26 protein-coding genes and 2 tRNA genes are annotated in these 25176 nt (G+C 41.6%); 4 read left to right on the top strand and 24 right to left on the bottom strand.

The genetic code is table 11. The features are described 5' to 3' along the window. Positions 1 to 74 precede the first annotated feature (74 nt). Positions 75 to 1361: a trigger factor gene (gene tig, locus HFA01_RS00725; protein ID WP_146812659.1), complete on the bottom strand. Its 1287-nt coding sequence runs from the start codon at positions 1359 to 1361 to the stop codon at positions 75 to 77. Between the two features lie 146 nt (positions 1362 to 1507). Next, complete coding sequence (locus HFA01_RS00720) at positions 1508 to 2488, bottom strand: tetratricopeptide repeat protein (RefSeq protein WP_146812657.1); 981 nt, start codon at positions 2486 to 2488, stop codon at positions 1508 to 1510. A 351-nt stretch (positions 2489 to 2839) separates the two neighbouring features. On the opposite strand from HFA01_RS00720, the gene sda reads away from it, so the two are divergent. Then, positions 2840 to 2986: a sporulation histidine kinase inhibitor Sda gene (sda, locus tag HFA01_RS00715; RefSeq protein WP_246139234.1), complete on the top strand. Its 147-nt coding sequence runs from the start codon at positions 2840 to 2842 to the stop codon at positions 2984 to 2986. Positions 2987 to 3069: 83 nt separating this feature from the next. On the opposite strand, the gene HFA01_RS18750 is transcribed toward sda, so the two are convergent. After that, on the bottom strand, positions 3070 to 3243 hold the full coding sequence (locus tag HFA01_RS18750; protein WP_167506122.1) for a hypothetical protein: 174 nt from the start codon (positions 3241 to 3243) through the stop codon (positions 3070 to 3072). Between the two features lie 362 nt (positions 3244 to 3605). Here HFA01_RS18750 and HFA01_RS00710 point away from each other — a divergent pair, with 362 nt between their 5' ends. Together HFA01_RS00710 and HFA01_RS00705 are read left to right on the top strand one after the other, a co-directional pair. Beyond that, entirely contained in the window at positions 3606 to 3995 is a 390-nt protein-coding gene (locus HFA01_RS00710; protein ID WP_146812654.1) for a thiol-disulfide oxidoreductase DCC family protein, read from the top strand. Between the two features lie 327 nt (positions 3996 to 4322). Then, positions 4323 to 4508: an aspartyl-phosphate phosphatase Spo0E family protein gene (locus HFA01_RS00705; RefSeq protein WP_146812653.1), complete on the top strand. Its 186-nt coding sequence runs from the start codon at positions 4323 to 4325 to the stop codon at positions 4506 to 4508. A 114-nt stretch (positions 4509 to 4622) separates the two neighbouring features. On the opposite strand, the gene HFA01_RS00700 is transcribed toward HFA01_RS00705, so the two are convergent. The 14 genes from HFA01_RS00700 to HFA01_RS00635 form a co-directional block, all read right to left on the bottom strand. Continuing rightward, positions 4623 to 4696 (bottom strand) — tRNA-Arg (locus HFA01_RS00700). Between the two features lie 175 nt (positions 4697 to 4871). Beyond that, positions 4872 to 4945, bottom strand: a tRNA-Gly gene (locus HFA01_RS00695). A gap of 113 nt (positions 4946 to 5058) precedes the next feature. Further along, positions 5059 to 5583 (bottom strand): YfcE family phosphodiesterase, encoded by a 525-nt coding sequence (locus HFA01_RS00690; protein WP_146812651.1) that lies wholly within the window; start codon positions 5581 to 5583, stop codon positions 5059 to 5061. 14 nt (positions 5584 to 5597) lie between these two features. Continuing rightward, on the bottom strand, positions 5598 to 6191 hold the full coding sequence (locus tag HFA01_RS00685) for an XTP/dITP diphosphatase (protein WP_146812650.1): 594 nt from the start codon (positions 6189 to 6191) through the stop codon (positions 5598 to 5600). Next, entirely contained in the window at positions 6192 to 6950 is a 759-nt protein-coding gene (rph, locus tag HFA01_RS00680) for a ribonuclease PH (protein ID WP_146812648.1), read from the bottom strand. Between the two features lie 140 nt (positions 6951 to 7090). After that, entirely contained in the window at positions 7091 to 8194 is a 1104-nt protein-coding gene (locus HFA01_RS00675; RefSeq protein ID WP_146812646.1) for a GerMN domain-containing protein, read from the bottom strand. 190 nt (positions 8195 to 8384) lie between these two features. Beyond that, positions 8385 to 9206, bottom strand: coding sequence for a glutamate racemase (gene racE / locus HFA01_RS00670; RefSeq protein WP_146812645.1), 822 nt, complete (start codon positions 9204 to 9206; stop codon positions 8385 to 8387). A 21-nt stretch (positions 9207 to 9227) separates the two neighbouring features. Next, positions 9228 to 9689, bottom strand: a complete 462-nt coding sequence (locus tag HFA01_RS00665) for a MarR family winged helix-turn-helix transcriptional regulator (protein ID WP_371860297.1) — start codon at positions 9687 to 9689, stop codon at positions 9228 to 9230. A 178-nt stretch (positions 9690 to 9867) separates the two neighbouring features. Beyond that, complete coding sequence (locus tag HFA01_RS00660; protein WP_008635211.1) at positions 9868 to 10092, bottom strand: helix-turn-helix domain-containing protein; 225 nt, start codon at positions 10090 to 10092, stop codon at positions 9868 to 9870. 94 nt (positions 10093 to 10186) lie between these two features. Beyond that, positions 10187 to 10837 (bottom strand): response regulator transcription factor, encoded by a 651-nt coding sequence (locus HFA01_RS00655; protein ID WP_146812644.1) that lies wholly within the window; start codon positions 10835 to 10837, stop codon positions 10187 to 10189. Further along, the gene (locus HFA01_RS00650; RefSeq protein ID WP_146812643.1) at positions 10834 to 13158 is read right to left on the bottom strand and encodes a sensor histidine kinase; all 2325 of its coding nucleotides are present in this window, start codon (positions 13156 to 13158) and stop codon (positions 10834 to 10836) included. Before HFA01_RS00650 ends, HFA01_RS00655 begins: the two co-directional genes overlap by 4 nt. A gap of 230 nt (positions 13159 to 13388) precedes the next feature. Further along, positions 13389 to 14153 (bottom strand): succinate dehydrogenase iron-sulfur subunit, encoded by a 765-nt coding sequence (sdhB, locus tag HFA01_RS00645; protein ID WP_146812641.1) that lies wholly within the window; start codon positions 14151 to 14153, stop codon positions 13389 to 13391. A 14-nt stretch (positions 14154 to 14167) separates the two neighbouring features. After that, positions 14168 to 15919 carry a succinate dehydrogenase flavoprotein subunit gene (gene sdhA / locus HFA01_RS00640; protein WP_146812639.1) on the bottom strand — a complete coding sequence of 584 codons (1752 nt, stop codon included), beginning with the start codon at positions 15917 to 15919 and terminating at the stop codon, positions 14168 to 14170. A gap of 62 nt (positions 15920 to 15981) precedes the next feature. Beyond that, positions 15982 to 16602: a succinate dehydrogenase cytochrome b558 subunit gene (locus HFA01_RS00635; protein WP_089652712.1), complete on the bottom strand. Its 621-nt coding sequence runs from the start codon at positions 16600 to 16602 to the stop codon at positions 15982 to 15984. Between the two features lie 291 nt (positions 16603 to 16893). Between HFA01_RS00635 and HFA01_RS00630 the strand changes: the two genes are divergently transcribed. Next, the gene (locus HFA01_RS00630; RefSeq protein WP_246139233.1) at positions 16894 to 17328 is read left to right on the top strand and encodes a YslB family protein; all 435 of its coding nucleotides are present in this window, start codon (positions 16894 to 16896) and stop codon (positions 17326 to 17328) included. A gap of 24 nt (positions 17329 to 17352) precedes the next feature. Here the strand turns inward: HFA01_RS00630 and uvrC are convergent, their stop codons facing one another. From uvrC to HFA01_RS00595, 7 genes are all read right to left on the bottom strand, one after another. Then, positions 17353 to 19152 carry an excinuclease ABC subunit UvrC gene (gene uvrC, locus HFA01_RS00625; protein WP_146812636.1) on the bottom strand — a complete coding sequence of 600 codons (1800 nt, stop codon included), beginning with the start codon at positions 19150 to 19152 and terminating at the stop codon, positions 17353 to 17355. Between the two features lie 213 nt (positions 19153 to 19365). Further along, a complete protein-coding gene (trxA, locus tag HFA01_RS00620) occupies positions 19366 to 19680 on the bottom strand; it encodes a thioredoxin (RefSeq protein ID WP_146812635.1) in 315 nt (104 codons plus the stop codon). 133 nt (positions 19681 to 19813) lie between these two features. Further along, the gene (locus tag HFA01_RS00615; RefSeq protein WP_146812633.1) at positions 19814 to 20794 is read right to left on the bottom strand and encodes an electron transfer flavoprotein subunit alpha/FixB family protein; all 981 of its coding nucleotides are present in this window, start codon (positions 20792 to 20794) and stop codon (positions 19814 to 19816) included. A gap of 25 nt (positions 20795 to 20819) precedes the next feature. Then, a complete protein-coding gene (locus tag HFA01_RS00610; protein WP_146812632.1) occupies positions 20820 to 21593 on the bottom strand; it encodes an electron transfer flavoprotein subunit beta/FixA family protein in 774 nt (257 codons plus the stop codon). An 18-nt stretch (positions 21594 to 21611) separates the two neighbouring features. Continuing rightward, positions 21612 to 22385, bottom strand: a complete 774-nt coding sequence (locus HFA01_RS00605; protein WP_146812631.1) for an enoyl-CoA hydratase — start codon at positions 22383 to 22385, stop codon at positions 21612 to 21614. Between the two features lie 16 nt (positions 22386 to 22401). Then, entirely contained in the window at positions 22402 to 22992 is a 591-nt protein-coding gene (gene fadR, locus HFA01_RS00600; protein ID WP_115822610.1) for a fatty acid metabolism transcriptional regulator FadR, read from the bottom strand. A 101-nt stretch (positions 22993 to 23093) separates the two neighbouring features. Further along, a complete protein-coding gene (locus HFA01_RS00595) occupies positions 23094 to 24797 on the bottom strand; it encodes a long-chain-fatty-acid--CoA ligase (RefSeq protein ID WP_146812629.1) in 1704 nt (567 codons plus the stop codon). Positions 24798 to 25176: the final 379 nt, after the last annotated feature.

Raw genomic sequence — 25176 nt, 5'->3', positions numbered from 1 at the left:
TTTCTATATACTCTATACTATAGAAATATATGAGAAGACAAGGTACGAAACATGCACCTTGTCTTCTTAGTTTATTATTCAGCTTTAGAATTTGCAACTAGAACGTCAATCGCTTTACGGACTTTAAGATCTTCTTTGATCATGTCTGTGTTTCCGCCAAGCATTTGAGTCAATTGCGCAACGTCTGTTTGATACATGGAAGCCATGTTCTCAAGTTCAGCGTTCACATCTTCTTCAGATGCTTCGACATTTTCTGCTTCTGCAATTGCTTCAAGAGTCAGGTTCGTCTTCACGCGCTTCGCAGCATCTTCTTTCATTTGCTCACGAAGGGCATCTTCGTCTTGACCAGTGAACTGGAAGTACATGTCCTTAGTCATCCCTTGCATTTGTAGACGCTGTTCGAATTCTTGAACCATGCGGTCAAGTTCTGTATCCACCATCGCATCAGGAATTTCAACTTCTGCATTTTCAGAAGCTTGTGTTACAAGCGTGTCACGCTTGCTGTTTTCAGCATCTGTTTTCTTCTGCTCTTCTAGACGCTCACGAGTTTTTGTCTTCAGTTCTTCAAGAGATTCGACCTCTTCGTCGACATCTTTCGCGAATTCATCATCAAGCTCAGGAAGTTCTTTTCCTTTTACTTCGTGAATTTTAACTTTGAAAGTAGCCGATTTACCAGCTAGATCTTCTGCATGGTATTCTTCAGGGAAAGTAACTTCAACGTCTGTTTCTTCTCCTGCTTTTTTACCAACCAGCTGCTCTTCGAAACCTGGGATGAAAGAGCCAGAACCAACTTCTAGGGAGTAGTTGTCTGCCTGTCCACCTTCGAATGCTTCGCCATCAACGAAACCTTCGAAATCCATAACGACTGTGTCGCCATTTTCAACAGCTGCATCTTCTTTCACAACTAGCTCTGCTTGACGTTCTTGCATTTGCTTCAGTTCGTTTTCAACATCTTCATCAGATACTTCAGTATCCTGCTCTTCTACAACAAGACCTTTGTAGTCGCCAAGCTTCACTTCTGGCTTCACAGTAACTTCAGCTGTGAATACAAGGTCTTGACCTTTTTCGATTTGTTTCACGTCTACATCTGGACGATCAACAGGTTCGATTCCAGTTTCTTCAACAGCTTCTGTATAAGCTTGCGGAAGAACGATATCAAGGGCATCTTGATAAAGGGACTCCACTCCGAAACGCTGTTCGAAAAGTTTACGTGGTACTTTACCTTTACGGAAACCAGGTACTTGTACCTGTTGAACTACTTTTTTGAAGGCTTGGTCAAGTGCTTTGTCGAACTCACTTGCAGGTACTTCTACAGTCAAAGTACCCTGATTGCCTTCTTGTTTTTCCCATTTTGCTGACATAAAAAATTCCCTCCAACATCTATTCATTCATTTTCGTCCGAAGACGATGATCTGATGATTCTATGACTCTTTTTACATACGAATCTCGTTTGCAACCACTACATTATAACATAATCCTACAGCCTTTCAAGCCGTGACCTGTTCATTTATTCCCCTATGATCAATACGTAATGTTGTTCACATAGCTCAATTTCAGATTTGTATTTCTCCACGTTCTCTAATTCGTCATTTACAGACAACGGGAGCTGTAAATACTCATGTCCTAATTGTTTAAGGGCTTCAACGATTACCGGGACTTCCTTTTCATTAGGAAATATTGGATACCGGACATAGCAATAATGATATAAAAGACGATTAATCATCTCATACATCGTCGGGTTGTTTTGTTCGATTTGACCAAGTCTCATTTGTATTTGTTTAATGATGTAATCGGAATGAAGCTGTGTTAATTCCGATGGGACAATCGTTGAGGTCTGCCCAAATTTTTTGATGGTCAACTCTTCACTCCAACCTGCATCCCGGAACCATTCCAATATGGAGGATTTAATAATCGGGTGGACGGTTTCTTTCATTAAAATCCGTTGAAAATCCTCCTCAAAAGGGGCAGGGGATTGTTTTCTCAATTGGTCAAGTGCATGCCATTGCTTATGTATATCATCAGAATTCAAGGCTTGATGAAATTCATCAAAATACTTCGTACCTTCTTCTTTATGGCGATCTTCGAGAAGTTTCCGGCTTACCTCAAACATTTGCCAGAGTTGGGTACGACTTTGATGAGGAATATCCTCGGATTCAAATACTTCTTCCAAAAGGTTAATGATTTCTTCATACTGATTACTTTGAAATAAGATGGTGATATAGATATGTAAATAATGGTAGTACTGTTCATAATCTTCTTTCATTTGCTTTTGGCACAACTCTTCCGCTTCATCAAACAACCCAAGTTCAATCCAACTCATCAAAAGGCCTGTGATCACATCCGCATTCGCAACGCCATACTCCACAAGAGGCTCCAAGGCTTCTGAAGCGTCTTTATACCTTTTTTCCTTCAAAGCTTCCAGCCCTACTCGTTCCAGAGTGGTTTTCCATTTTGGGAACATGACTAAGTTCCCGTTTTTATTTTCCATAAGACACCCTTCCCTAGAGTTTATACTTCCCTCATTTTAACCCTACTGTATGTTTTTCAAACCTCTATTCATTCAGCTTATTAGGATATACTAAAGTATATTCACAACAAACACAAAGAAAACACTTCTACTTTCTATATAAATGGAAATTGCGTCATCATTCGTTGTTTACAGACATAGATGGACACTTCCTTTAATCATTCGTAAACTTTATCTCAATATAATATCCTAATTTGTTTCATCTTAGCAAAAAACAGGACTTTTTACTCATGATGTTTTCATTTTTTTTGCTAAAATTAGTGAATGTGAATAAAATTTCACCGAATTATAAATTTAAGGGGATGTATCGTTTTGTCATTGCTAGATGATCAAACATTGCTGGAAACGTACATAGAGTCCGTGAAACTTCAATTAGATGATGAATTCGTCCACTTACTGACGAAAGAAATTGATAAGCGATCTATGAAATTGCCTAAAGAAAATCTCCAACTTACATGAATCGACACCAAACGTTCGATTGAAATGGGAACGTTATTATAGAGGAATATAGAAAGGGTGTGCATACCATGCACACCCTTTTTTTATTGATTAGAGGTTGAGTTGCCCTGGCGTTGTCCAGACATTTTAGCAATGCTTGGGATCACGTTCTGCAACTGTCCTGCCTGACCAGTCATCATGCTGTAGGTGGCAGCACCGATTCCGATAGAAGCGACAATCGGCAACCACTGAACATTCTTCTTCTCCATCCTGATCACTCCTCAAATCGCTTGGCCTAAGAGCCATTCCTATTGTGTGCTTGAGAAGGTGCACGTATGAGAGTTAAAACCATCTTCTCTATCCTTTATTTACCTTTAAGAAATATGCGGATTAAGAATAGGGGCCAAAGAATGATCCAACCTAATAGCACGAACATATATATGGACTGCTCTTCTCTAGTCTGGTCTACAGGTTCTTTTTGATGAAAGCAAAAAAACACTCCAATCAGGATATATGTGAAAGCAATCAAACAAATCACCCCTTCTACACCTTAGCGTATGAAGAATACGTGACATGTGCCTCATGTTGAGCACACCTTTTGTTGTTAAACATGATAAAATTAATGTAGAGGTGATTGGACATGGAACGGATCATCCTGTTTGACGGGGAATGTAATTTTTGCAATCAAAGTGTGCAGTTCATTATTAAGAGAGATCCAGAAGGACGTTTCAAATTTGCTTCTCAGCAAAGTGAAGTTGGAGAATCAATCATGCGGGAATATGATGTTCCTAATGAAGTGGACAGCCTGGTCCTCATTGAAGGTTCTAAGGCTTACCTTCAATCCACGGCTGCCTTAAGAATATGTAAAGGCTTGAAAGGTTTTTGGAAATTTGGATTTGTTTTCATCCTAGTCCCTAGACAGATTAGGGATTGGGCATACAAAATCTTTTCAAAAAACCGATATGATTGGTTCGGTAAACAAGAGACCTGCCAACTGCCATCACCTGAGATGAAGAAACGTTTCTTATGAGCTCTCTGAAAAAAAAGAAGCGTCCAGACCCTTATTTCTGGACGCTTCTTTCGTTTTTATATCTCTGACCCGTGCTATTAAACGAATACAACGCTTTCTTTTGGATATCGAGAAATTGATTCACATGATATCCAAAGTTCCAGTTTGGCTCCATTTTTCACGCTCCGGACCAAAAACTAGTTTACAAAGCTTTAACCTACAGATCCTTTTCCATCTTTTAAATCAGCAAATGACCTCGAAATTGTGACATTTTTCTAAAAAAGTGACTAATAATTACTTACCAACTATTCCATAGGGTAAAATTATTTTAAAAAAAGGAGAAGTCCTATGGATTGTGAGAAACTAAGAAATGAAATTGAAGATAAAAGAAGAGAGATGTACCAAGCGTATCTCATCGATCAAAATTACTCCAATGCTCTTGTTAAATCTCAGGAACTGGATGCTATGCTCAATAAATTCAGAACGATGTGTCAAAAACCATTTATGATTGCAATGTCCTTGGTCATGCTTTAAATCTGAAGACTGTATAATGGTAAATGTGCATGATAACAAAGATGAATATTGATTTAACATCAATAAAAAAGCTGTTTCCTTTGCTAAGCAAAGGAAACAGCTTTTTTCATTTAGCGTCCCAGGAGAGATTCGAACTCCCGACCCACAGCTTAGAAGGCTGTTGCTCTATCCAGCTGAGCTACTGGGACATGGAATAATATGTAGTTGAATGTGCAAACTTTTGTCGGCTGTCGTCCCGATTTCATGAGTAAATTCAAGATGCTTTGAAATCGGTACGTTGTAGCATCGCTTCGGAGCATATTCGATCATGCTCTATCCAGCTGAGCTACTGGGACATACTCTTGAAAAGTTTAAGTTATGTAATGGAGCGGGTGAAGGGAATCGAACCCTCGTCATCAGCTTGGAAGGCTGAGGTTTTACCATTAAACTACACCCGCATAGTTAAAAGTTAACTTTTAAGAGAACAAGTTTTTGTTGCTGTCTTGTGAAGCGGACAAGAATTATTATATTAAGGATATGGAGAAATGTCAACAGGTTTGCAGCAAAGAATTTAATTCTTCGCTGCAAGCACTGTTGTCATGTGCAAGTCAGGCATAGGGTCGCCGTTCACATGATAAAATTGCAAATGTACGTCGCTTAGGTTATTCCATTCTAGAATCGCATAGGTTGGTTCTTCCCGATCTCTCGGAAGCCTTGCGCTGCCTGGGTTAATGAAAAGCGTGTCACCGACTTTTTCTGCCCCTGCTTTATGCGAGTGCCCGAAACAGGCAACTTGAGCACCAACTTCTTCTGCACGATACGAGAGCGGCATCAACGTGGACTTGATCTGATGCAGATGTCCATGAACAACCAAAAACGTTATTTCCCCCACTTGAAGGGTCTGTTCTTCTTCCATTTCCGGTTCGAAATCACAGTTCCCTTTTGCATAAGAGAAGCCTTCCAGTTCTTTGGAATCATAAGCGAGTTCAGAATCTCCGCAATGGATCATGGCATCGACATCCTGATGTCTTTTTTTAATTTCCACCACTTCTTTTTTTAAACCGTGGGTATCACTTACTATTAAAACTTTTGGCATACGACTCACCTCAATTAGCTTTGAGTTTTCAACCACTCTTCAATTTGTTGTATGGCGTGGTGTCGGTGGCTGATTGCGTTCTTCTCTTCAGAGGAATGTTCTGCCATTGTGCGGGATGATCCTTCCGGTATAAAGACAGGATCATAACCGAAACCATTCGTGCCTTGAGGTTCGCCCGCAATCGTACCTTCACATGTCCCTCTTCTGACAAAAGTGTCTTCTCCTGGCCTAGCGACCGCTACGGCACACACAAACCGTGCTGAACGTTCTTCTTCAGGTACTTCTTGTAGCTCTTTTAAAAGTTTTTCTGTATTCTTCCCGTCATCTTTCTCTATACCTGCATAGCGGGCAGAATAAACACCTGGTTCTCCGTTCAACGCGTCGACTTCCAATCCTGAATCATCAGCCACAACAGGGACCCCAAAATGCTCTGCCATCGCTTCGGCTTTAATGACCGCATTTTCTTCAAATGTTGATCCTGTTTCTTCTATATCGATGGAACGATCAATATCTAACAAGGATCTCACAGAAATATTGTACTTTGAAAACATCTGACGGAACTCATCCACTTTCCCTGGATTCTTCGTCGCTACGATCAGTTCCTTCATTTATTTAGCTGCCTCTGCTTTTGTACGGATGACGTCTGACCATTCTCCGATGGCTTCTTCCTGGAGTTTGATTAGGTCTGCAACGCCTTCTTCTGCAAGAGACAACATCTTATTCAGTTGCTGCATAGAGAATGTTGCTTCTTCTCCAGTCCCCTGCAACTCAACAAATTCACCTTTACCCGTCATAATGACGTTCATATCCACCTGTGCTTTACTGTCTTCTTCATAACAAAGATCAAGGATCTCGTTGCCACCAGGTAATACACCTACAGAAATAGCTGTCAAGAAATCTGTAATCGGCAGTTCTTTGATCGCTTTTTTATCCACTAGTTTACCTAAAGCAATAACGACGGCAACAAAGGCTCCAGTAATGGAAGCTGTACGTGTTCCTCCATCAGCCTGGATGACATCACAATCGACCCAGATGGTACGCTCGCCGATTTTATCTAAATCTACAACGGCACGAAGGGAACGTCCAATTAAACGTTGGATTTCCATCGTACGGCCAGAAACTTTCCCTTTTGAAGACTCACGGATATTTCTTTGTTCGGTTGCACGAGGCAGCATTGCATATTCAGCTGTAATCCAACCTTTTCCTTGTCCACGTAAAAAAGGAGGTACACGATCCTCTACGCTGGCATTACAAATTACTTTCGTATCTCCAAAGCTGATCAGTACGGACCCTTCTGGATGCTTCACATAATCTGTTTCGATTGTTACTTTTCTTAGTTCGTTGACTTCCCGATGATCATTTCTCATCAGTAACGACCTCCTTTTACCTACACCATTATCCTTGCCCATCTTAACACAAATTACATGCGTGAGGTAGTTAAAGCTCAAATGGAAAAGCGCTTCAAAAGCTTTTCACTTTTGAAGCGCTTTATGATTGTATTTATTGACTACATGGCTTCTGCGCCATTAATATCCTGTCTTGAAACAGGCTCAGCCAAAGGCTCTCCAGCCTCATTGAACACTTGTTCTGTTCCATCGACATGAACCTCGACGGATTCAACGTCTGCTTGATCAGTAAGACTCATGACAAGGCTTGCTAATGCCGCATCAGATAAAGAGGGTTGCTCGTCCACACTCGTCAGTATGTTCTCATTGAAGGACACGGTCAGAACCCCGTTTTCAAGCTTGGAGTTGACCAATTGTGCTCCTTCATTGAATGGGTTCATCAGTGCACTCCCAAGTTCAGGGCCTTCGAGTAACGCCTGAACCATTGCGGTATATTCGTCACTTCCCTTTGCTACTCGGGTAGTCACAGGGACTTGATAAACCTGTTCTCCATTTTGAGCAGGGAAGTAAACCGTGACCGCTTCACTGTTTATAATATCAGTGTTGTTCCCTACACTATGGTTGATCCCATCAGCCCGGGAGACCCCTTTTGAAATTGGGGTCCCGTCGACAGGCATCACTTGTTGTTCGTGACCGTTGATCCAAAGTTTGATTCGTTTCACATTTTCGAACTGAGTCAGTGTATAGGTCATAGCTTGTAAAATCTTCTCTTCATCTTCAGCCGCATAGTTTTTAAATTCTTCCGATACATCCACCACAAGCGTGCCATCCTCTTTGGCATTCACTCCAAGAATCTCTGTTCCAGCAGGAAGAACCGCTTCAAAACCATTCGGCAGTAAATTCGTTACAGGTCCATCTTTCACCATATACTCAAGTGCCTGTGTAGCAACCTCTTCTGAGGCCGGCAGTTCTAGGGTTTGTGGTGCAACCATGCCGTTCGCGTCCATTAAATAAACCTCACGAGCGACTGTGGCTGAAGAAGCATCACCTTCTGCTCCTTCTCCATCTTCCCCTTCTGTATTTTCACCTTCTCCTTCAGGTTGAGGTTCATCACTACTCGGATCTGGCGTTGTTGTAACCGCCTCTTCAGGTGTATCCATTTTCTCTAATGATTGCTCTCCTTCAAAAAGGCAGCCTGAAAGTAACCCTGTACTCAACAGCAATAAAACCGCGAGTATAAAGGGTTTGTAGCCGTAATTCTTCATAGTTTTCCCTCCTGAGATAGATTGTACTACCATATATACGAGCCCCTCGAAGGATTAGACCAGAGAATTTCATGTAAGAGAATGCGATGTTTATTGAAAAAGTGTACACCGGCTTCCTGACTTACACTTCATATACGTGCCTGGCTTCGTGATCACCACTTCACATGACTTTCAACAAAAAAAGCTCTGCTTAGTAAGCAGAGCTTGGAACATGTTCAATTTGAACGGATTTAAGAATTTGAACGGGTTCTTCAAACCAACTATTTGCAACTAAACGGAACTTTTCGATATCCCCCGTCGAATAAAATTCATGAATAGGAGACTCGTTCCCTTTCTCTAAAAGTTTATGGTATGCAAGGATCAGGCTGGCCTCCCTTGCTGTCTCTTCTCCTGAACTAATCACTTGTATATGATTTCCCATCTCTTTTTGCACGAGGTCCTTAATCAAAGGATAATGGGTACAACCTAAAATAAGGGTGTCGATATGATTCATCTCTTTCAGAGGTTGGAGCGTATTGGAAACGATTCCTTCTGCTTTCGGACCCGCGAGAATTCCGTCTTCCACCATTGGTACAAAAGGAGGGCATGCAAGGCCATTGACTCGTATGTTTTGGTCAATGGCAAAAAGTGCATTTGGATACGCTTTACTTTCGATTGTTCCTTCCGTACCGATTACACCAATTCGTTTATTACGACTGAATTTAATAGCTGCACGGGCTCCCGGTTCAATGACACCAATCACAGGGATATCCAGCGTTTCCTGAAGTTCTGTAAGCGTATAGGCCGTGGCTGTATTACAGGCAATTACCAACATCTTTATATTTTTCTCTAATAAGAAATTGACCATTTGCCAAGTGAATGCCCGCACTTCCTCCTCAGAGCGAGGACCATATGGACATCTTTTTGTGTCACCTAGATAAAGAAAAGTTTCTTTGGGTAATTGGCGCATCAATTCTCTTGCCACCGTTAAACCGCCCACGCCTGAGTCTATTACTCCTATTGGTTGTTTCAATTCGCATCCCTCTTTTATATCTTAGTTGTCTGTTTCCTTGTCTGTCTCTTTCATGTTTTCATGGAGAACGTGGAGTAAACGGTTGAGTGTTTCTACGTCTTCTTCCGGCACGCCTTTCAAGACTTCTTCGAGGTAATTCTGACGTTTCTCAATCACCTCATGGATGATTTTCTCTCCTTTTTCCAATACATGAATACGGACAACACGGCGGTCTTTAGGATCACGAATTCTCTCTACAAGCTCGTTCTTTTCCATACGGTCCACAAGGTCTGTTGTCGTGCTGCAAGCAAGGTGAATATAATTGGAGAGCTCTCCTATCGTCATGTCTCCCTTTTCTAAAAGCCACTGGAGAGCAACGAATTGTGGAGCTGTAATTGGATAATGGTTTAAGATAACTCGTCCTCTTTGTTTAATAATTCCGGCTATGTATCTCAATTCTTTTTCTACATCAGCCATCATGGACGTCTGTTGTGATTTTGTCACATTCAGCACTCCTAACGAAAATACTTTATAAATTCCATTCTCATGGTTTGAGCAGAAAAATTCAAGGTCTAACTTCTCTTTATAAGAAAAACCCTTTCAGGTATGGCTGCGTTTTACGCGACCCTACCTGAAAGGACCCTCTCCATCTCAAAAGCAATGGTTTGCTGTTCTATGGAGATCACAATTCCAGTTCTCCCATACGCAGAAGTTCTACCACTGCCTGGGAGCGCCCTTTCACCCCTAGCTTTTGCATTGCGTTCGAGATGTGATTCCGCACAGTTTTCTCTGAAATGAAGAGCTCTTTTGCGATCTCACGTGTCGTCTTATCCTGTACTAGAAGCTCGAAAACTTCTCGCTCCCGCTTGGTAAGAATTTGTGTTGGCCGATAGCCGTCCTCCTTCACAAGCGTACCCCTCCTTGTTGTCCCTGAGCTTATATGAGGGGAATTATTTAGTCTCTGTATCGTATGAACAGGAGGGTCGCCCTGTGCTACGCTTTCACGATTTAGACACAAGCCCGAGTTCTTGTGCTTTAAAGAGCGCCTCTGTACGCGATCTTACATTCAGTTTATTAAAAATTCCAGTTAAGGTGTATTCAACACTTCGCTGCGACATGTGAAGGGTTTGTGCGATTTCTCTGTTGGTATAACCAGAGGCTACTTCCTGTAAAATAGACTGTTCTTTTTCATTTAATGAAAACCCATTGCCTTCTTCTGCGTTTGAAGGAGTACTTACACTCGCTTCTGATCTTCGTAACTGTTTAAACAAGTGGATAGGAATAACTACCTCATCTCTGCATGCACAACGAATCGCGGTTACCAGTTGCTCACTAGTTGCCGTCTTACTGACAAAACCATTAATATCTGCTTCTACTAACATATTAAAATGGGTGTTCAAATCAAACCCTGTATAAATAAGGAGCTTAAGATCAGGGTAGGACTTACGAATTTTCTTCGCCAGCTCAATTCCGTTTATTCCCGGCATGTATAAATCCAATAAAACCATATCATAGTCTTTTTCTTTTAGAAGGGGTTCTACCTTTTGATTTTCATGGGTCACATCTACTTTCATGTCCCCTTCTTGCTCGAGCATCGACTTCGTACCTGCCCCTACAGCAGGATGATCATCGACGATTAACACATTCATCATACTTGGACCTCCCTTTTTATTTCGATTGGGAACGTAATCATCGTCTTAAACCCTTCGCCTGGTGCTGTCTCTATTTCCAGGTGTCCATTCAGACCATTGACCCGTTGTTCAATACCTGATAACCCAATGTGTGAGAATAAATCACGTTGAACCGAATAGTCCATGCCTTTTCCGTTATCGGAATACAAAAGCATCACTTGATTTCCCTGGCTGGATAATGAGAGTTTAACAATCTTTGCATCCGAGTGTTTCATGGCATTTGTCAAAAGCTCTTGAACAACTCGGAAAATAGCTAAAAGCCGCTCCTGATCGAGTTCTGCATCAAAACGTTCATCCGTAAAATAGACGGTAAAGTTTGAGCGGAGCTGATATTGATGAATCAAATTTTTTAATGATTGAACAAGTCCCATCTCCTCAATGAATGCCGGACGCAGCTCGTTACATGTCTCGCGTATCAAGTGAATACTATCGAGGAGAGACTCTTTATAAACCATCAATTCTGCATGTAAACTTGGAGTTAGATCATTTCTTTGCCTGATCAAATCATCCATCTTTCTGTAAAGGTACAGTTGCTCTTGAAGCACCGTGTCATGCAAATCAATGGATAGCTGTTTTCTTTGATTTTCAGCGATCGTGAACAGTAACCTGGAAAGCCAGGTTGGATACTTCTGAGTCTGGTCACTTCTCAATTTGCGAAGTTCTTTTAAAAGATCTTCAATTGTGTTCATGTTTTGAATGGCAATATTTGCATTATGAGAGATCGTTTGCAAATACGTCTTCTCATCGCGGTTCAAGTTTGTGTAATCTTTTTTGCCTTTACACCACATCATAGTCAGCTTTTCTAATGAATAGCCAACAATGACTCCAAATCCCTTCTCCGTTTCAATCACCGAACCAATATCATAATGGTGATTATTCAAATGCTCATCAAAATGGTCGATGATGTCCCCTGGAATCTGGTCATAGACACAGTACATATTTCGTTTATTATGCTTGGAATAAATGTAAATATCTCGAACATTCAGTACATTTTTCACTTCATCACGCATGACTTTCATTAAGTCCACCGCGTTGGATTGGTCCTTCATGTCCTGAGCCATTCGGTGCATGCTTTCCTGATAACCATAGCGAGCGGAAAATAAATACCGCTGAAGTTTGAAATCCAGCACTTCTTTCGCTGATAGAAATATGACTAAAGAAGATTGAAACAATAGGAACATCTGAATGTAACTGACAACGTATAGATCTTCTTCAACCAGCCAGCCAATTGTAAACATGAGCGCTATACTAGGAAGGACGGAAAGGATCATATAATACCGGACACGTGTCATGACAAAATCAATATCAATCAATCTTTCTCTCGTCACCAAATACAGGAAGGTGATCGGTAAAGCGATGAGGAACATAGCTCCAACTTCAAGAGAAATCACCTTCACCCCGAAAGCAAGGGCAGGAATTAAATAAAGGAAAATGTAAGGAAAGAACGCGATCGTCATTCCTACAGCCATATATTTGAAAATAGGTCCTACCGCTACACCTTTGTGAATATACAACCCTCGGTAAATGATATAAAAAGAAATAATATACAAAACTAAAAGCAACTGGCCAGGAACAGGCTCAAAAAATGCTGGATAAGATTCAGTGAGAAGGAAGTAGCCTTCTAATAAAGATACAAGTCCTACAGTAAGGTATAACAAGTACACCATTTTCTTAGAAAACCAATAAATGTCCAACTCCTGAAAATAATTATATAAGAAATGAATTAAAATGACAGGCGAAAACAAGAACAACCCCGTGTTCAAAAACAACCCGTACAAATCATCTCTTACAGCCCCGCCGTTACTTAAATATCCAGTTGCAATAGCAAGAAAGAACAAAATTAACTGTCCCGCTGAATACCTTTTCGGCACCCGTTTATAGACCAAATAGGATATTCCCAGAATGACTAAAAAGAAAAGAGCAGGAAGGACAATATACAATAACCAATGAATGGGACTTGAATTTTCAATATCATTGTAGAGTATTTCTTCTCCATTATGTTGGATCGAAAAGGAGTTCGCTCCCTCTAGTTCATCAAACATTGAAACAGAACGATGTTCTTCTGGGGATGCACCATTAATTGAAATGACTTTTCCCCCGAGAGGAACTCCATGACGGTCTCCCCAACTTCCACTATGTACAGAGGTCACCACGCGCTCTCCTTGTCTATCGTTCACGTCGATCCCAAGGTATGGCTGTGTGACGGATAAAACAATCATGTAACAAGCGGATAGGATAAAAAAGGACAGGACCAGCCACTGAGACCATTTGAAATTAAACATATAAATCCACCTTCGTACATTATTCAACCAAGTCTATTATACTACGGAACTTTCAGCCTACAACCCATTGTCTTTTCATAGAAAGCGAACTGTTTCCCTGATCCCTAAACTCACTCAAACATCCCGCAACTGATTCTTCCAGAATAGGGAGCGGTTGTGAAGGAAATAGATATACATGGTAGAAAAAAAGAAGTCTCCATATGAAATGGAGACTTCTTTTAGTAGTAAAATTATACGCGTTGATCGCTTCCGAAGAAACTTTTGAAAGATTCAATAGCTGTGTCACGGTTAAGTGCAGCGATGGAAGTCGTCAATGGAATTCCTTTTGGACACGCTTGAACACAGTTTTGTGCGTTCCCGCAGCCCATAAGTCCTTCTTCATCCATGATTGTCTGTAAACGCTCGCTCTTATTCATTTCCCCTGTAGGGTGGGAATTGAATAGACGAACTTGAGACAACGGAGCAGGTCCGATGAAGTCAGACTTACTGTTGACGTTCGGGCAGGCTTCCAAGCATACTCCACATGTCATACATTTGGATAGCTCATAAGCCCACTGACGCTTACTTTCTGGCATCTTGGGTCCTGGTCCAAGATCGTAGGTTCCATCAATTGGAATCCAGGCTTTCACCTTCTTCAATGAATCGAACATCCGGCTTCGGTCAACAGCGAGGTCACGGTTGACTGGGAATGTCGTCATAGGAGCCAAGCGGATCGGCTGTTCAAGTTGGTCAACAAGTGCTGTACAGGATTGACGTGGTGTTCCGTTGATCACCATGGAACACGCACCACATACCTCCTCCAAGCAACCCATATCCCAATAAACAGGAGTCGTCGGTTCCCCATCTGCATTGACAGGGTTACGGCGAATTTCCATAAGCGCAGAGATGACGTTCATATTTTCACGATACGGAATCTCGAATTTCTCTTCATAAGATGGTTCATCAGGGTGGTCCTGACGAGTGATGATCATCGTGATCGTTTTATTTTCGCTCATGATCGTTACCTCCTTTATTTACTTTTCGAGTAATCACGTTTACGAGGCTCGATTAAGGATGTATCGACTTCGTCATAACGGAATACCGGCTTATTGTTTTCCTTATCAAAGCTAGCAACCGTTGTCTTCAGCCACTCTTCGTCATTACGTTCAGGGAACTCAGGCTTATAGTGTGCACCGCGGCTTTCATTACGATTGTAAGCACCTTGAGTAATAACACGGGCCAATTGAAGCATGTTCCAAAGTTGACGAGTGAACATCGCTCCCTGGTTGCTCCAGCGAGAAGTGTCATTGATGTTGATACGTTTGTATCGATCCATCAGTTCCACGATTTTTTCATCTGTTTTAAGAAGTTTTTCGTTTTCCCTAACAACTGTTACGTTGTCAGTCATCCATTCTCCAAGTTCTTTATGAATTTGGTAAGCATTTTCATCGCCATCCATGTTCATAATTTCCTCGAATTTATCCTGTTCTTCTTTTACTTTCTCTTCAAACAGCTTGGATGTCATATCATCCGCCAGTGTTTCTAGTCCATCAATATATTTAACTGCATTCGGTCCAGCTACCATTCCACCAAAAATGGAAGATAGAAGTGAGTTTGCCCCGAGTCTGTTCCCGCCGTGTTGAGTATAATCACATTCTCCGGCAGCAAAAATACCAGGGATATTGGTCATTTGGTCATAATCGACCCACATGCCACCCATAGAGTAGTGCACTGCAGGGAAAATCTTCATCGGTACTTTACGCGGATCATCGCCTACGAATTTTTCATAGATTTCAATGATTCCGCCAAGCTTAACGTCCAATTCCTTTGGATCTTTATGGGAAAGGTCAAGATACACCATGTTTTCACCATTGATTCCAAGCTTTTGATTGACACAAACATCAAAGATTTCCCGTGTCGCAATGTCACGTGGAACGAGGTTTCCATAAGCCGGATATTTCTCTTCTAAGAAGTACCAAGGCTCCCCATCTTTATATGTCCATACGCGTCCACCTTCACCACGAGCGGATTCACTCATAAGGCGCAGTTTGTCATCCCCAGGAATGGCTGTCGGGTGAATTTGAATGAATTCCCCATTAGCATAGTCTACGCCTTGTTGATAAAGGGCACCTGCTGCAGATCCTGTATTGATGACAGAGTTCGTCGACTTACCGAAAATGATTCCAGGTCCGCCTGTTGCCATGATAACTGCATCTGCTGGGAAGGCCTTAATTTCGTGGTCACTAAGGTTCTGACCAATAATGCCTCGGCCTACACCATTGTCATCGACGATTGCGGATAGGAATTCCCAGTTTTCATATTTCGTTACTAGCCCATTCACTTCGTGGCGACGCACTTGTTCATCAAGAGCGTAAAGAAGTTGTTGTCCAGTCGTTGCTCCAGCAAATGCTGTACGGTGGTGTTGTGTTCCACCAAAACGACGGAAATCAAGCAATCCCTCCGGTGTACGGTTGAACATAACGCCCATACGATCAAGCAAGTGAATAATTCCTGGTGCTGCATCACACATCGCTTTTACTGGAGGCTGGTTAGCTAAGAAGTCGCCTCCATAAACTGTATCGTCAAAGTGTTCCCATGGGGAATCGCCTTCCCCTTTCGTATTAACTGCCCCGTTGATTCCGCCTTGGGCACATACAGAGTGAGAACGCTTAACAGGAACAATGGAAAGCAAGTCCACGTGAACCCCTTGTTCTGCTGCTTTAATTGTTGCCATTAGGCCGGCTAAACCACCACCGACAACAACAATATTACGGTTTGTCATGATTGAAGCTCACTCCCTTGAATACTAAAAATCTACCGTTTTGTGATTAAAATTTTCATTGACTATATGCCATATGCGAATTGAATCAGTGTACGAACACCAACATAAGAAATCGCAAGGAAAATGATGATGCTTGCATAGGTCATAATCTTCTGTGAGCGAGGTGATACTGTAATTCCCCAGCTGACAAAGAACGACCAAAGACCATTAGAGAAGTGGAAAGTCGTTGAAATGACCCCTACTATGTAGAACCAAAAGAAGAAAGGTTCAGTAAGGATGCCTTCCATCAACGAATAGTTCAATTCTGCCCAACCGAAACCAATAGCAATTCTCGTTTCCCATACATGCCATGCAATGAATATGAGTGTGATGATTCCAGTGATCCGTTGGAAGATGAACATCCAGTTCCTGAAATAACCGAAGTTAGATAAATTACTTTTCGCTGTGAAAGCAATATACACTCCATAAATAGAGTGGAACAACAGTGGCAAAAAGATGATAAAAGTCTCCAGTACATAACGATATGGCAAGCTCTCCATAAAATGAGCTGCAGCGTTAAATGCTTCTGGTCCACGTGTTGCAAAATAGTTCACAGTCAAGTGTTGGATCAAAAAGATCCCGATCGGGACGACTCCCAAAAGTGAATGCAGTCTTCGATTAACGTATCCGCGTGTTCCCGCCATATTTACCCCCCTCAAGATGATAACAGTTTGAATATGAACATTTTTCAGACAGTTAAGCGCTTTAATTTAGCGTTAAAAATAATAGGAAAAGCCCCTCTTCCCTTCTTACTTGTCTGACCAATGTACAATTTGTGACATGTTTATTGTACTTCTATCCCGTATGAGCGTCAAGAAAGCACGTTCATAATTTGCTCGAAAATACACATTTATTTCCTTTCGATAAAAAGGGACAATTTTTATTGCACCGAACCTCGTTTCGAGTGATAATAAGGAGAGAAAGGACTGAGCGTTTTGAAAGAATCTACGAAGCTAACAACTGGCAACATTTCATCGCTTGTAGGGACAGGCGCAGGTTTTGATTTGATGCGTTATTACACCCTTCCGGACTTCTTAGGGAAAGATGCCCCTTACCTCCTTTATTATATGGGGAAAAACATGGCTAGACAGACAGAGATCAGCACCATGGATGAACTCTATGAGTTTTTCCAGTACATGGGCTGGGGAGAGCTTGTTTTAGTCAAAGAAAAAAGAAAAGAAATGGTTTTTAAGTTGAGCGGCCATATGATAGAGAAGAGGCTGAATCAAAAGATGTTTGAAGTCGATTTTCGCATGGAATGTGGGTTTATGGCAGAAATCATCTGCCAAATGAGTGATCATACATATGAATGTTTTGAAGAAAAAAACCACAAAGAAAACTTTGTTGAGATTAAAGCACTAAAAGGATAAATAAAGAAAGCAAAGAACCAGCTGTTATTCTTCAGCTGGTTCTTCTACGTTGTCCTGATTCAGATGGATAAGAATCGTGTTAGCCACAGGCTCAGGAACGCCTAATTTTGTAATATCCTCAATGGAAGCATTTTTAATTTCCGTAACAGACTTAAAGTGTCTCAACAACAACCGCCTACGCTTTTGACCGACACCTGGAATACGATCCAATTCAGATTGAATAGCACCTTTGCCCCGAAGTTGCCGGTGAAAAGAAATAGCGAATCTGTGTACCTCATCCTGGATTCTCTGGACCAGATAAAATTCTTGGGACTGACGATCAAGGTCGATAGGACTTGGAGGATCTCCATATAATAATTCACTGGTTTTGTGTTTATCGTCCTTCGCTAATCCGCATAGAGGAACGTCAACCCCAAGTTCATTCTCAAGCACATCAAGAGCGGCGGTCATCTGGCCTTTCCCACCATCGACCACGATTAAATCAGGGAGGGGAAGATTTTCTTTTAACACCCGCTTATATCTTCTTCGAATTACTTCTCTCATGGTTTCATAGTCATCAGGTCCTTCTACATCCCTGATCTTATACTTCCTGTACTCTTTCTTCTGAGGTTTTCCATCAATGAAAACAACCATGGCTGAGACAGGATCGGCCCCTTGTATATTGGAGTTATCAAAAGCTTCGATCCGATGAGGTGTTTCAATGTGGAGATGATCCCCAAGTGCTTCCACAGCTTTAATGGTCCGCTCTTCATCTCGTTCAATCAAAGCAAATTTTTCTTCCAAGGATATCTTTGCGTTTTTCATAGCAAGCTCAACTAATTCTTTTTTCCGACCACGCATAGGAATGAGAACTTTCGTATCTAATGCTCCTTCTAGAACATTCACGTCCGTTGCAACCGGGACGAGGACCTGCTTAGGATATGGATGGTTTTGATGCAAGTAGAAGCGTCCGATATAGCTGATGAATGTTTCTTCTGGATCATCGAAAAATGGAAACAGTGTGACATCCCTTTCGATGAGTTTCCCTTGGCGGACGAAAAAGACCTGGACACACATCCATCCTTTATCATAGGAATAACCGAAAATATCCCTGTCAACTTGATCATTCATGGTCATTTTCTGCTGTTCCATGACAGACTCGATGTGCTCAATTTGGTCCCTTAATTCTTTTGCACGTTCAAAATCAAGCTCTTCTGAAGCTTCGAGCATCCTCTTTTTTAAATCTTTCTTGATATCTGCATGACCACCGTTCAGAAAGGACGTTATATTTTGCACAATGTCTTCATTCGTTTTTTTAGAGACCTTATACTCACATGGTCCAAGGCACTGGTGCATGTGGTAATAAAGACAAACACGGTCGGGCATCGTATTACATTTTCTTAATGGGTACAATCGATCTAGAAGCTTTTTTGTTTCCCTTGCAGCAATGACGTTTGGGTAGGGACCGAAATACTTCCCCTTATCTTTCTTCACATTTCTTGTGACGATCAGCCTGGGGTGTCTCTCTGCTGTCACCTTCAAATATGGGTAAGTTTTATCATCTTTTAATAAAACATTGTATTTTGGATCGTATTTTTTTATCAAGTTCATTTCTAATATTAAAGCTTCAATTTCTGAAGTAGTCACAATATATTCAAAATTGATGATTTCACGGACAAGTCTCTGTGTCTTTCCATCATGTGCACCGGTGAAATAGGAGCGGACTCGGTTTTTTAAAACTTTAGACTTCCCTACGTAAATGACTGTATCATTTTTATCCTTCATCAAATAACAACCAGGCTGGTCCGGCAAAACAGCCAACTTCTCTTTAATTGTTGAGTTCATATAGTTCACTCCATGACTTGTAGATTATATATTGGGAAATACCACAACTATGGAACAAGTATGCAGGTTCAATCGTCTGGACCAACTTAAGCAACGTCTCGAGTCATAAATATCACGCAAAAAGCTGCTTAAGATCTTGAACCTGAGAATATCCTGAAAAGATGATGAAAGCCGCGCTGCTTGGCAACGCGGCTTTCATGGTAACTTCATTCATTAAGAATGTTTTTGAATCAGTTCAGCCAGGGCCTCTTTTGGTTGGAAGCCGATAACTTGATCAACCACTTGACCATCTTTGAACAGAAGGAGTGTCGGGATACTCATGACACCGAATTTACCTGCTGTTTCTTGGTTTTCGTCAACATCAAGCTTGACGATTTTGACTTGATCGCTCATTTCCGCATCCAATTCCTCTAATACGGGTGCAATCATTTTACAAGGTCCACACCATGGTGCCCAGAAGTCAGCTAGGACAAGACCTTGATTTGTTTCTTCTGTAAAGTTTTGATCAGTTGCTTTTACAATTGACATTCTATAATTCCTCCTCGACCTAATAGTCTGTTAAGAGTATATCACTATCTATTTTTAGTGACTAACAATTTGTTTATACCTTATTTAAACATGGAATAAAGCCGAAGCCAAATATTTGGCTTCGGCTTTGAGATTAGGCGTTTACTTTCATTTCTTTAATTTCTTCAATTAGTTTAGGCACAACATCGAACAGGTCACCAACTATTCCATAATCCGCTACATTGAATATATTGGCTTCTGGGTCCTTGTTAATCGCCACTATGACCTTAGAGTTTGACATTCCAGCTAAGTGTTGAATGGCTCCAGATATGCCACATGCAATATACAAGTCTGGCGTAACAACCTTCCCTGTCTGACCGATTTGTAAAGAGTAGTCACAGTAACCAGCATCACAAGCACCACGGGAGGCACCGACTGTACCGCCAAGGACCTCGGCAAGTTTTTCCAGCGGTTCAAAACCTTCCGCACTCTTCACGCCACGACCGCCTGCGATGATGACTTTCGCTTCAGAAAGATCGACACCATCTGAAGACTTGCGGAGGACATCTTTAATAATTGTACGGATATTCGAGATTTCCACTTCTTTTTCGGATATACTTCCTGCTAAAGAATCATCTCTTGTAAGAGCGGGGATGTTATTTGGACGAATGGTCGCAAACACAAGTCCTTCTGTAACCACTTTCTTCTCAAATGCTTTCCCTGAGTAGATTGGACGTGTGAAAACAACGTCTCCACCCTCTGCGATTACTTCAGTAGCGTCTGAAATTAATCCAGACTCAAGTTTACTTGCAAGTTTCGGAGTCAAATCCTTACCAATTGCAGTATGACCCATAATGATCCCTTCAGGTGATTCATCTTGGATAACCTGATATACAGCTTGACCATAACCATCAGATGTATACGTTTTCAAATCTGGGTTTGAAACAGTGATTACTCTTGACGCCCCGTAGTAAACCATCTCCTGACCCATTTCACTTAAATCACCGTCTCCACAAAGGACACCAACAACTTCTCCCCCATCACTGACGATATTCGCTGCTGCAATGGCTTCAAATGTAACATTACGAAGGGATCCTTCTCTAGCTTCCCCAATCACCAAAACTTTTTTACTCATAAAGATTCTCCTTTCCCTTGTCTATTTAAAGTACTTTCGCTTCTGTTTTTAATAAAGATACAAGTTCTTTTACTTGATCATCGACTTCTCCTTCGAGCACTTTTCCGGCTTCTTTTTCAGGTGGAAGGAAAATTTCAGTCGTTTTCGTTTTTGGCTCGACGTCATCTTCATCAAGATCAAGGTCATCAATCTCCAGTTCATCGAGTGGTTTTTTCTTCGCTTTCATGATTCCTGGCAAAGAAGGGTACCTTGGCTCATTCAAACCTTGTTGACATGTAACCAGGACAGGAAGTGTCGTTTCAACCTTTTCGACATCTCCTTCAACGTCACGTTCAATGTTAACTGTCGTGCCATCAATTTTAATATCCGTGATCGTCGTCACACATGGCATATCCAGACGTTCGGCAAGACGAGGACCTACTTGGCCACTTGCTTCATCAATGGCTACGTTTCCGCCAAGAATAATGTCGACATCTTTATCTTCAAAGAATGCTTCAAGAATCTTAACTGTTGTGAACTGGTCACCTTCTTCAAGGTCATCTTCCGTGTTAATCAGAACCGCTTTATCCGCTCCCATGGCAAGAGCTGTCCTGAGTTGTTTCTCTGCTTCTTCTTCTCCAATTGTTACAACTGTCACTTCACCGCCGTGCTCATCGCGCAGATTAATGGCTTCTTCTACCGCATACTCATCGTAAGGGTTGATGATGTATTCTGCCCCGTCATCAGCAATTACTCCATTACTTACAGAGATTTTTTCCTCTGTGTCGAACGTTCTTTTCAACAAAACGTAAATATTCATGTCTATATACCTCCTGGACTATTGATTTTTAAATTCTGGTTTTCTTTTTTCAATAAAGGCTTGGATGCCTTCTTTAGCATCTTCATTTCCAAAGACCTCTCCAAAAGCTTCCGCTTCGGCATTGTTCCCTGCTTCAAACTGAGAGGTATGAGCATACGGAATCAATTTCATCACATGGTGAATCGTTGGCCCGCTCTTCTGGGCAATGGCTTTAGCCAGTTGTCCTGCTTTCTCAAAGAGTTCCTCATTTGAAAAGCTTTGATTTGCCAGACCCACTCGTGCAGCTTCTTCCCCGCTAATGGGCACACCTGTCAGGATCATTTCATAAGCTTTCGCTGTGCCTACATGTCTCGGTAATCTTTGGGTACCTGCAAAGCCAGGAATAATTCCAAGATTCAATTCAGGCAAGCCTAACTTTGCATCATCCGCTACATAGCGAATGTGGCAGGACATGGCTAGCTCAAGGCCCCCACCTAGTGCTGCTCCATGAATAGCAGCAATTACTGGGACGTGCAAATTTTCTATTCTGCTAAACAATTGCTGCCCCTTAGCTGCCAAGCTCTTGTAATCATCTGCTCCTTGGAGAGAAGTAAACTCCTTGATATCTGCTCCTGCGGAGAAGAAGCGTCCTTCCCCTTTAAGAAGAATGGCTTTTATGGAAGGATCGCTCTCAATCTGGTCCAGTTCCTTGGAAAGATCCTGAAGGATGGAACTGGACAATGCGTTTGCAGGTGGGCTCTGAATCGTGATTTCTGCTACATTTCCTTTTACCTGTGAAGATAAAGTTGACAAATCATCATCACCTTTCTCACTTATCATGACGGGCTAATCCATTCACAATTAAGCTATGGACTTCTTTTGCCTGTTCTTCTATGTTATATCGCTGCTCCTTCATCACCCAGTTTGTCACCGTCTCATCCATCGTTCCAAAAATCATTTGACGTACAAGACGGCGATCCAGGCCACTACGAAACAGCTCCTCTTCGACACCTTCTTCAACAATTTGATCAATGACGTTTAAATAGCGCTTCAATACATGGTTGATTTTTTGTCTCAACTCTTTATTCGATTGGCGCAATTCCAACTGTGTCACAATCGCGAGGTGGTGATCGGCAGCCAGCTGTTCAAAATGGGTTTGAATTAAAGTTAGAAGCTTTTGTTCCGCTGACTGCTTAGAGGTTGTTTCCTGCTCAATCTTTTCTATGAACTGCCCCATTTTTTCTTGAAACAATGATACAAGGATATCTTCCTTGTTTTTAAAATAAAGATAGATGGTTCCATCTGCCACTCCCGCTTTTTTCGCGATCTTAGAAACTTGAGAAGAGTGGTAGCCATTTTCAGCAATGACTTCGACAGCTGCATCAATGATTTGTTTGAACTTCGGTTTATTTTTCTTCAATGGTATATCTCCTTGCTTTTGCGAACTGAAAAATGAATGAATCATCATTCACTTATTATTCTACAAGCAAAGAAATATTCTGTCAACTTTCTTTTTTTAGTTTATTGAATACTTTCGGATTCCTCATACTTACGCTTTTCTTCATCGATCAAAGTCCTCCTCAAGATTTTACCGACTGCTGTTTTGGGTAACTCGGATCTAAATTCATACAAACGCGGAACTTTATAAGAAGCGATGTTTTTACGGCAATATTCATTCAGTTCATCTTCCGTAATTTCACTTCCCTGTTTTTTAACGATGAAGGCTTTAACAGTTTCTCCACGATACGGATCAGGAACTCCTACCACAACCGCTTCTTGAATCTCAGAATGCTCATAAAGGACTTCTTCTACTTCACGTGGGTAGATGTTATACCCACCTGCGATGATCATATCTTTCTTCCGATCCACGATATAAAAGTATCCAGCATCATCCATATACCCCATATCCCCAGTGCGGAACCAGCCATCCTCACTGAGAACCTGAGCTGTTTCTTCCGGCCTGTTCCAGTAACCTCTCATTACTTGAGGACCTTTGACAACGATTTCTCCAATCTCCCCATTCTCAGCCTCTTCATCAGCATCCATCTTATAAATCTTCGCGTCCGTATCCGGCCACGGTACACCGATGCTTCCACTCATACGCTGCCCCCATACGAGGTTAGAATGAGTTACTGGTGAGGTTTCCGTCAACCCATACCCTTCAACGAGCCGACCACCAGTCACAGCTTCGAAACGTTCTTGAACTTCAACAGGCAACGGAGCCGATCCACTTATACAAGCTTCAATTGATGAAAGGTCATATTTTTTCAAGTTCGGGTGGTTCAACAAGGCAATATAAATCGTAGGAGCTCCAGGAAATAAGGTCGGTTTTTGTTTTTCGATGACTTTCAAAACATCTTCCGGTTCGAACTTTGGCATAAGAATCATTTTGTTCCCCATCATGACAGAAAGGTTCATGACCGAAGTCATCCCATATACATGGAAGAACGGTAGTATAGCGAGAACGGTTTCTTCACCGTCTTTGCACTTGTACAACCATTTCTTCGACATCTGCGTGTTGACAATTAAATTGTAATGAGTAAGCATGACACCTTTTGGAAAACCAGTCGTTCCTCCGGTGTATTGCAATAAAGCAAGATCCTCTTTTGGATCAACCTTTACTTCTGCGACGTTTCCGCTTGCGTTTTTCAAAATATGAGTCCATAGATGGGTATCTGTAGACTGTTCTGGTTTGACAAGTACTTGATATTGCCGTTTTTGAATAAAAGGATAAATTTTATTTTTTGGGAAAGGAAGGTAATCTTTAATACCTGTCACGATGATATGTTCAAGAGGGGTATCAGGTTTGATGTTGGCTGCCTTTGGATAAAGAATATCAAGGCAAATGATCATCTTGGCTCCTGAATCATTCATTTGATACTCCAATTCCCTTTCCATATAGAGAGGGTTTGTCTGGACAACAATTCCTCCAGCCATAAGGACTCCATAATAGGAGATGACGGATTGAGGGCAGTTCGGCAACATGATGGACACACGATCGCCTTTTTTCAACCCAAGGTCCTGCAAATAACTGGCTAAAGCTTGTGCCTGTTCATAAATTTCTTTATAGTCCAACTCCTTGCCCATAAAATAAAGCGCTTTCTTTTCTCCGTAAACTTCAGCACTTTCTCTAAGGTAATCATGGAGTGGTTGTTCTTTGTAATCAATGGTGACAGGGACTTCTGGTGGGTACAACTTGTGCCATGGACGTTGAAAATCACTCATTTTGACAGACCTCCCTAATAATTGTCTTCTCTCCTATTATAACGACTAAAGGCTCATATTTGAATTATTATTTAAAAAATTGAAAATATTGCCCTGAAAATCAACTTCATTCTTGCACATAAGCTCCCGATTGTAAGACTCAGTTTCGAGACTTTTGTTGAGTGGAAGGGGGCTGCGGGGAATAGCTCGCTTTCCGCGGGAGCGCGGTGAGTCTCCTGGGACTTCGTCCTGTGGGGTCTCACCGTGCACTTTTTTTCCCGCAGGAGTCTCGCCATTCCCCTCCGCCCCATTACCATATAAGTATCTCGAAACCACGTGCGGAAAAGGGAGCCTTTATTTTGCAAGGAAAACAATGCAATATGCATCTTTCCACCGCTAA

Source organism: Halobacillus faecis, assembly GCF_007991335.1.
Classification (GTDB): domain Bacteria; phylum Bacillota; class Bacilli; order Bacillales; family Halobacillaceae; genus Halobacillus; species Halobacillus faecis.
Note: the sequence above shows the minus strand (reverse complement) of the source record. Positions and strands in the feature narration are given on the sequence as shown.